This is a genomic window from Bacteroidota bacterium, assembly GCA_016183775.1.
In the GTDB taxonomy this organism is placed as follows: Bacteria; Bacteroidota; Bacteroidia; order JABDFU01; family JABDFU01; genus JABDFU01.
Genome location: JACPDY010000051.1, coordinates 1 through 9,197 on the forward strand (window position 1 = coordinate 1; position 9,197 = coordinate 9,197).

The window sequence follows — 9,197 nt, forward strand, 5'->3', positions numbered from 1 at the left end:
GGAGGAATATTTGCAGCAGGTGTTTTTGCACCATATATTCTAAATGTATTGATTTTTATAGCACTTGGCGCTTTTGATAAATTCTGGTTCTGGACCTACGAATACGCCAGTAAATATGCCGCGGGGGGAAGTTTAAGCAATGGCCTTGCAATTTATATGTCATTATTTCCGCCAATTTTTAATGAGTACATTATCATTTGGCTGGCGGCAATCGCCGGTATTGTAATTGTTGTGATCAATAAAACATACAACCGTTCACAAAAAATATTCGCAATAGGTTTTGGCTTGTTTTCTTACGCGACAGTTTTTCCGGGTTTGTATTTCAGGCAGCATTATTTTATTACGCTGCTTCCCGCTATTGGTTTGCTTGCCGGCATTGCCTTTGATGTGCTGAGCAATTGGCTCAATGGACGTTTTAAATCGGGTATATTGAAATATGTTCCGGTGATATTGATCATTATCAGCGTTTCAAATGCCATTGCTAAGAACAAAACGTATTATTTGAATCCTGATGTTAACCAGATCTGTAATGCCGCTTATAACGGGAATCCATTCATAGAAGCGATCCCTATCGGTAAATTCATTAAGTCAACTACAAAAGAGGGCGATAAAATAGCTATACTGGGATCCGAACCCGAAATATTTTTATACGCCGACAGGCAATCTGCAACAGGTTATATATATACCTATGGAATGGTGGAAAAGCAGCCATATAATCTGAAAATGCAGGAGGAAATGATCAGCGAGATAGAGCAGGAGAAGCCGGTGATGTTGATGTGCGCCTATGTTAATTATTCCTGGTTGCAGCAGGCAGGTACACCTGATTCAATTTTCAGGTGGTTCGCTGATTATTCTATGAAAAACTATAATGTGGTAGGAATGGTTGATATGTTGCCGCAAGGCACAAATTATTATTGGAACCAGGACGCGATAGGAGTAAAACCTCAATCGCAAAATTTTATAGTCCTTTTTAAGAGAAAAGAACAGTAGCATAAGGCCAAATACTAACAGAATATTTGCTATTGTATACTCTGCACCAAATTCATTTCAACCCTCCTGTTTTTCTGGCGGCCCAGTGGTGTTTTGTTATCAGCAATTGGTTTGGTTGAGCCGTATGCTTCAATAATAAACCTGTTTTCCATCAGGCCCGATAGTATCATAAATTTCTTTACCGCATCAGCCCTGTTTTTCGAAAGCTCCATGTTCTTTTTAGGGACTCCTACATTGTCAGTGTGACCTGCAATACGTAGTATCCATTCGGGTTTTGTTTTCATAAGTGTGGCCAGTTCAAACAACGATGGGAATGATGTTTGTTTGATCACATCCTTGCCCGATTCAAATTCAAGATTAGAGAAGGCGGTATTTAACACTTTCTTTTCTTCCTCCTTAAGTTTTACATTTTCTACGGGCTTTTCTACAGCCCTTTCCGGTATTTTTAATTTCAATTTACTGCTATCCACATTTTCTTTTGCCGGAGCGATCGCAATGGGTGTAAGTTTTTCAAATCTGAAATTGCCATTCGCATCCCGTACCAATTTTCGGTTTTGCCCTGCCAGTATCAGATTGATCTCTTTCAAATCAACATCATCTCCTTCAATTCTGAATAAAACATTTTCATCGGCAAGTAATTTTTCGTAAATAAATTCTCCGTTCTTATTCCTGATAATTGTGGCTACAACATTTCCGTTCATATCGGTTAAAATCAGTTTCACAAGCGGGCAGCCGTCATTATCAGCAGGGCCGGCTTTCTCAGGGCATTTATCATCCTTGTCACGAATACCGTCGTTGTCCTTATCCGGGCAGCCTTTTAACGCTCTTGAACCCGACTCCTGCGGACAAGCATCTTCAATGTCTTTAATGCTGTCATTGTCGGCATCAGGGCATCCTTTTGCATAGATAGGTCCTTTTTCGTTCGGACATTGGTCCTCTATATCTTTTAGTCCGTCACCATCCGAATCAGGGCAGCCATTGAAAATAGGTAAGCCGGGAACATCCGGACAAATATCATTCCTGTCAGGAATTTTATCCCCGTCTTTGTCAGGGCAACCGTTAAACTCTTTTGTGCCCGGTGTATCAGGGCAGGCGTCATCCTTATCCCTTATGCCATCCTTATCCTTATCGTGAATGCCGCGGCCCAAAGTTAAATTCAAGCCGGCACGTACATTGGTACTTCTTGTATATGATGGCACCGAAAATGAGGACCCGTTATGGGTTTTATAATTATTTAAAAGTAGCATACCAAGCACGTTATCACTGACCGCATAAAGCTGCACCGGACCAATATTCAGGGAAAATCCAAATCCTATATTACTATAGCTCCTGTTAAAGATCGAGTAGGAAAGAACGGAGGAAATAACTTTGCCAACACGTGATGACATTGAAAGGGTAATTCCGGGACGGAATGTTTTGTCAAGCAGCTGCGCGTAGAGCAATACTCCCGCGTAATTTTTATCATTGATATTGTAATTGCCGCCAATGTATAATTGAGCAGGTAAATAAGTTTTATACCGGTCATGGCGATCATCTTTTATTTCGAATGTGTTTTTCAATGAGTCGCCCATTTCCTGCAGGGCTTTTTCGAGTTTCAATGTATCAACTCCGAGCGCGTCAAAGCCAACACCTTTATACAGAATTGTAGCACCGGGGTTTTTGCTGTAGAAGTTTTGGGTGTTGGATTTCCAGTTGATATAGCCCAGGTCAATAAGGCTTGCCGAGAAATTGAATTTTTCGTTCAGCTGATATGTCGCGCCAAGGTCAACTCCAAATCCGGCGTTCTTAAAGCTGAAGAGATAGGAGGTGGGGTTTAAGTTGCTGTATTGGCCGGTGTCAACACTTGAATTTATAAGAATATCGGAGGAAATGCGATAAGAAAAATCGATTGGGTCCGTGTAAAATTTAACATCTGTTTTTTTTGTAGAAACATTTTCCATGCCACCCAATAGCTTAACCCTGCCCCCGATGGTGAGTTTTTCATTAAGTTCACGGATATAGCCAAAGCCCCATTCACGGTAGTGCGAGGCATTAATGCCGAAGTTGAAATTTTTCTCGGTTCCTAAAAATGCGCCATTCCCCTTCCATACAAAATCCAGGAAATCTTTCGGATAGCGGAACCAGAGATCAGCTTTTTCAGTGAGATTAAAGCTGAAATAATTTTTCTGTACTTTAAATCCAAATGATAGCAGATCAACATGAAGTGAAGCTGTTATATAGTTATTCTTTTTGAGGTTGCCAATGAGTCCATCCATATTGTAACTCACTACGCCGCCGTTTGTTTTGAAAAGGTCGTTTAACGTAAATCCGCTATTGCCGAAGTTGGCATAGATCGATGAAATTCCGGGGAGGCCTATATTGATCCGGCTAACAGGCAGTAATGAGGGGTTCGCGTATCCGCTTTGCGGAATAAAACGCATATTGTAGAGTACAAAATTCTGCTGGGCAATTGATGCCTGATGAAAGAGGAGAACAAAAAATAATATCCGCACTGTTTTTTTCATAAAAAACCTGAAAGGTTTAATTGTTGATCTTCACATTCAATTTTGCCTGCACACCGATCTTGATATCGAGTTTGTAATCTGAATAGATCTTTACCGACGTCCCTCCGTTATTATAGGTAGACACCATACCTTTTACAAGCGCGCGTTTTGCTTTTGTAAGATTATTGATCCTGGTTTTATCGAAGTTGCTGTCGGTGATTTTAACTGCCGGGGAAATTACTTTTCCTGTAGTTGAATTAACTGTTGCCGAAGGCATAATAACCTGATATGGACTGATCAAAGAATCAATTTTTGTGTAAGCGGAATCGGTAAAATAAACCTGCACCCCCACATCAGTAGGAAAACCATTTGAAATATAGGTGCGGAGCATAAGTGTTTCCAATGTTGCGTCAGTCCCTGTAAGGTTGAGTTTGAAATCTTTAATCGTATCGTTGATGGTGAAATTGTTTGCTGTGCCATATAAAGGTAGCTGTGCTTCCATATCCACTTTGAAGCGGCTGGTGTCAATAACAAAATTCCGGGAAGCATAAGGAACAGGATTTGACTGAGATGTGATCTGGTAGATTATATGCTGTGGGCTATTGCTTACAACCGATAATATATTGCTGTTGGATTTGCTTAGGATCATTGATGAGTCGACTTTAATCTGTCCGATCTCACTGATCGTAGGGCTTGGAATTGGTAAAGCCGCAGGTATACCTGATCCTGTCAAAGGATAATTGCTTCCGGGCGGAGTATAGCCTGTAAGCTGAGGCATGGTCGCCTTAATCGGTACTCCGAATGAATTTGAAAAAATAAATTTAATGCGCGCATCATCAAGTGTAAAGGTGCCGCCGGAAATTGTATTCCTGAATATGGATAGAGCAACGGTGTCTTTATCCTGTGCTGTTGGTACCAACGATTGTGTTCCGATATAGCCAAATACCTTATCAAACATGGGGTTTGCACATTTTTGTATAATGGTCACTTTGTCGGATGCTGTAACGGGGTTGCCGCCGATATAAGTTAATGTTACAGCATAATTGATTTTGAATTTGCTGAATGTTGTTCCGCCATCGGTCATGTCAAATTTATAGCCGTTCAGGTTCATGTTATCCGTTGCCACTACAGGTGTTGTTCCGGTATAGTTCAGGTTAAGCGTTTGTGAAAATGGCACACCGGCTTTTTTAGCGGAAGGTATAGTGATGGTGATACTTGCATTGTGTTTAAAGTCGGACACGATAGAATCCGTTAATATTCCTGATTTGTAAATAAGTGAATCCACTTCAGGTGAACCAACACCCGAATCGAAATTAATTGTTTGTGTATAATTGACGGTCACAGTGCCGCCGCCGGTAAGCGCTGTAATGTCGGCATCTGTAAGGTTAACAGTTTGTGTATAGGTTTGCGGGGGCAATACAATAATATCTTTTGCGAGAAACGAAAATAATGTGCCCCTGTAAACGAGCGTGCAGAATTTATCGCTGCCGATCAGTATGCTTCCCTGTTTACCGGATTTCGTAATAATATCATCAATTGTAAGTGATGAGAATATAAGAGGGGCAGCAAGATTTGGTTGCCATTGTTCGTTGCCCATATTGTCGAGGTCAATTGTTTTTTTTACACAGCCATGAAATAAAATCACTATAGTGACTATACTAAAAAATGTAACCAAGACCAATCTTTTATGTGTTTGCATACCAGATTAAATAACGGATTATCAAATATATACCAAATTTCAGAGCTTCACAAGTCGGTATTATGGCCGTTATACATTGATTAATGGATAGGATCGGCATTATACCGATTATTGATCGGACTGCATATTAGATCAAATAAAAGTAACTCTCCCCTTTGATCAATTCAATTATTAACCAAAAGGGAGAGAAGTAAGGGGGTGTATTATTTGTTTATTATAAATTTCTGAGTGTAGCTCTGGTTTTCGGATTTGACATTAATAAAATAAATGCCATCTGTAAGTCCGGAGACATCTATTGATTTCTTAAAGATTTTATTCGTTGTTAAATTTTCATCTGAAATCATCTCTCCTAGGATATTGAGGAGAGTGATTTTTATAGCTGAACTATTTTCAAAAGAAAGTTCAATGGTTAAATGTGTTGATACAGGATTCGGGTAAATTTTTAAGCCGCTTTCTGTATTTGCGCCATTTATGTAAGTAGTAAGAATCGTGGCGGTTGAACTGGCTGAGCAACCGTTTTTATCCGTTACTGTTACAGTATAAGTACCGGTAATAAGACCGGTGATTGTTTTTGTGCTTGCACCATTATTCCAGTTATAGGTATATGCTGTTGTTCCTCCGGTTGGGTTTGCAGTGGCAGAGTTAGTTGCGGTAGTTGTTGTTACAACAAGCACCGGAGGTTCTGAAACAGTTGTTGAAGCTGTTTTAGTGCAGCCATTTGCATCAGTTACTGTTAAAGCATACGTTCCTGCTCCGATTCCAGAATTCAGTTGTGTGGTTGCGCCATTGCTCCAACTATAAGTATAAGGACTCGTGCCTCCCGATGTAGGGGCATTGACAGAGCCGTTGCTTTCGCCATTACATTTTGCAGGAGTAGCAAGTAAGCCGGCTCCGCCGCCGAATAATATCGGAGCTGGTTGGGTTATAATAAATGAACGATTTGACGTACATCCGATCGCATCGGCAATGGTTACTATGTATGTTCCGAGGGACAGTCCTGTTAAAGTGGTGGAGGTTGTTTGTCCTCCGGGATTCCAGGTATATGTGTACGGAGCTGTTCCTCCGGATGGAGTTATCGTTATTGAACCATTGCTTCCTCCATTACAACTTATATTGGTTTGAGAAGCAGAAGATGTTATCGCGCCCGGATCGCTTTTAACAGTATCGGTATACATTTTTACACAGCCATTCATATCCCTTAGTGTTACAGTATATATTCCGGCGCCGGCACTAATAGCGCTTGTAGTTTTTCCGCCGGGACTCCAGCTATAAGTATAAGGTGCAGATCCGCCGGAGGCAGTAATTGAAGCAGTTCCAAGCGTATTGCATTTGGCGTTAGTTGAAGCAACTGTTGCCGTTAAAGCAGGCGGCTGGTTAATCGTACTGGCCGAAGTTGAAACACAGGCATTGGCATCAGTAACAGATACTGTAAATGTTCCGGCGCAAAGGTTTGTGACGCTGGCTGTAGTTTGTCCACCACTCCATGCATAAGTATAAGGAGAAGTTCCTGCTGCCATTGCAGTTGCTGTACCATCACATGCTCCGTTGCAGGTAATATTTTTTATTCCGTTCAAGGTTATGTTGCATGTCGCAATAACCGTAGCAGTCGCAGTTTGTGTACAACCGTTCTTATCTGTGACAGTTACATTATATGTACCAAAACCAATACCGGTAATTGTTTTTGCGCTTCCTGCATTACTCCATAGATAGGTATAGGCAGGAGTTCCGCCGGTTGGATTTGCAGTCGCCGAGTTGGTTGTAGTTGTTGTGGTAACGGCCAGGATAGGAGGTTCTGTAACAGTTGCGGAAGCTGTTTTAGTGCAGCCATTTGCATCAGTAACTGTTAGTGCGTATGTGCCTGCTCCAATTCCTGAGTTAAGTTGTGTGGTTGCGCCATTGCTCCAGCTATATGTATAAGGACTCGTGCCACCGGAAGTGGGAGCGTTAATTGAACCGTTGCTTTCTCCATTACACTTTGCAGGAATCGCAAGTAGGCCGGCACCCCCACCGAATACTATAGGAGCAGGCTGGTTTATTATAAATGAACGATTGGATGTGCATCCGATCGCATCAACTATCGTAACTATGTAAGTACCCGGGTTGAGTCCGGTTAAAGTGGTGGAAGTGGTTTGTCCTCCCGGGTTCCAGGTATATGTATACGGTGCTGTTCCGCCTGAGGGAGTTATCGATATGGAACCATTACTTCCTCCATTACAATTGATATTCGTTTGAGAAGAAGAAGTTGTTATTGCGCCAGGATCACTTTTGACTGTATCTGTATATACTTTAATGCAACCATAGTTATCCCTCAATGTTACAGTATATATTCCCGCGCCTGCGCTTATTGTACTTGTTGTTTTTCCGCCGGGGCTCCAATTATAGGTGTAAGGTGCAGATCCGCCGGTTGCCACAATAGAAGCGGTTCCGAGTGTATTGCATTTTGCGTTTGTAGAAGAGACTGTTGCAGTTAGCACAGGAGCCTGAAGAATTGTTGATGATGATGTTGAAACACAAGCGTTGGCATCTGTAACAGATACCGTAAATGTTCCGGCGCAAAGATTTGTGACATTGGCAGTGGTTTGTCCGCTGCTCCAAGAAAAGGTGTATGGAGCTGTTCCTGCAGCCAAGGCTGTGGCAGTACCATTGCACGCTCCATTACAGGTTACGTTTTTTATTCCGTTCAATACTACATTGCAGGTTGCCACAACAGTCGCTGTTGCTGTTTGAGAGCAACCGTTTGCATCAGTTACTGTTACTGTATATGTTCCAAAGCCAAGGCCTGTAATTGTTTTCGTTGTTCCGGAATTACTCCAGACATAAGAAAAAAGAGGTGTTCCACCGGTTGGATTGGCAGTCGCTGTTGTAGTTGTTACTGCTGTGCTAACTGCCAGAACAGCTGGTTCTGTTACAGTTGCTGTGCCGGTTCTGCTACAACCGTTTGCATCATTTACGGTTACCGTATAGGTCCCTGCGCCTATTCCTGAATTCAGTTGTGTAGTTGCCCCATTACTCCAAATATAGGTATAAGGGCTTGTGCCGCCGGCAGTAGTAGCATTAATTGATCCTGTATTGGTGCCATTGCACTTAGCCGGTACTCCTATTAAACCAAACCCACCTCCCAAAGTTATAGCTGTAGGTTGGGTTATTAAAAAGGAACGACTTGAAGTACATCCCACCGCATCTGTAATTGAAACGTTATACGTTCCGGCAGATAAACCGGTTCTGGATGAAGTCGTTTGTCCACCGGGGCTCCATGAGTAGGTATAAGGACTTGTCCCTCCGTAAGGAGAAACCGCTATTGAGCCATTACTGAGACCATTGCAAGTTATATTCGTCTGGGTGGCAGTTGCAGTAATTGCTCCGGGGTCACTACCAATGGTATCAATATACATCTTAATACAACCATAAGAATCTCTTAGGGTAACAGTGTATATACCCGCTCCTGCGGATATTGTACTTGTTGTTTTTCCACCTGGACTCCAGGTGTAATTGTATGGTGTCGAGCCTCCCGTGGGAGTTATAGAAGCAGTTCCGAGAGAATTACATTTGGCGTTTGTAGTAGAGGTAGTTCCTTTAAGAACCGGGGCTTGAAGTATAGTGGCCACGGTTGTGATATTACATGTATTGGCATCTTTAACAGTTAATGTATATACCCCAGCGCAAAAACTTGTAACGTTAGCAGTCGTTTGTCCTCCGCTCCATGAATAGGTGTATGGAGCAGTTCCTCCAAATGTAAAAGCGTTTGCAGTTCCATCACATAAACCATTACAGGTTACGTTTTTTATCCCTGTTAAAAACACATTACATTGAGCACTGGTTTTATAAATTGTAGAAAGGAGAATGATCGAGATGCAGAGAAATTGAGTAATTTTTTTCATGATGTTTCATTTAATGATTGGGTTAAGCTAATTTATAAAATATATTCATCTGTGCAAGTGACAAATATGAAATTTTGCATGAAATGTATTGATTTTTACCTGACACTGTTTTTGATTTGTATGTTGAGCAGTTCATTAGATTTGAAA

General features: G+C 41.6%; 4 protein-coding genes. 1 reads left to right on the forward strand and 3 read right to left on the reverse strand.

All coding sequences use genetic code 11. The features are described 5' to 3' along the window. A partial coding sequence (locus HYU69_06785) for a hypothetical protein (GenBank protein MBI2270052.1) occupies positions 1–990 on the forward strand: 990 nt, incomplete at its 5' end. A gap of 29 nt (positions 991–1,019) precedes the next feature. On the opposite strand, the gene HYU69_06790 is transcribed toward HYU69_06785, so the two are convergent. From HYU69_06790 to HYU69_06800, 3 genes are all read right to left on the reverse strand, one after another. Further along, on the reverse strand, positions 1,020–3,494 hold the full coding sequence (locus HYU69_06790) for an OmpA family protein (GenBank protein ID MBI2270053.1): 2,475 nt from the start codon (positions 3,492–3,494) through the stop codon (positions 1,020–1,022). Positions 3,495–3,510: 16 nt separating this feature from the next. After that, on the reverse strand, positions 3,511–5,148 hold the full coding sequence (locus HYU69_06795) for a hypothetical protein (protein MBI2270054.1): 1,638 nt from the start codon (positions 5,146–5,148) through the stop codon (positions 3,511–3,513). Positions 5,149–5,375: 227 nt separating this feature from the next. After that, positions 5,376–9,050 carry a T9SS type A sorting domain-containing protein gene (locus HYU69_06800; GenBank protein ID MBI2270055.1) on the reverse strand — a complete coding sequence of 1,225 codons (3,675 nt, stop codon included), beginning with the start codon at positions 9,048–9,050 and terminating at the stop codon, positions 5,376–5,378. Positions 9,051–9,197: the final 147 nt, after the last annotated feature.

What these genes read in the sequence shown, in the direction of transcription:
- HYU69_06790 (MBI2270053.1), bottom strand. Translation starts at nt 3,494, where the DNA reads ATGAAAAAAACAGTGCGGATATTATTTTTTGTTCTCCTCTTTCATCAG.
- HYU69_06800 (MBI2270055.1), bottom strand. Translation starts at nt 9,050, where the DNA reads ATGAAAAAAATTACTCAATTTCTCTGCATCTCGATCATTCTCCTTTCT.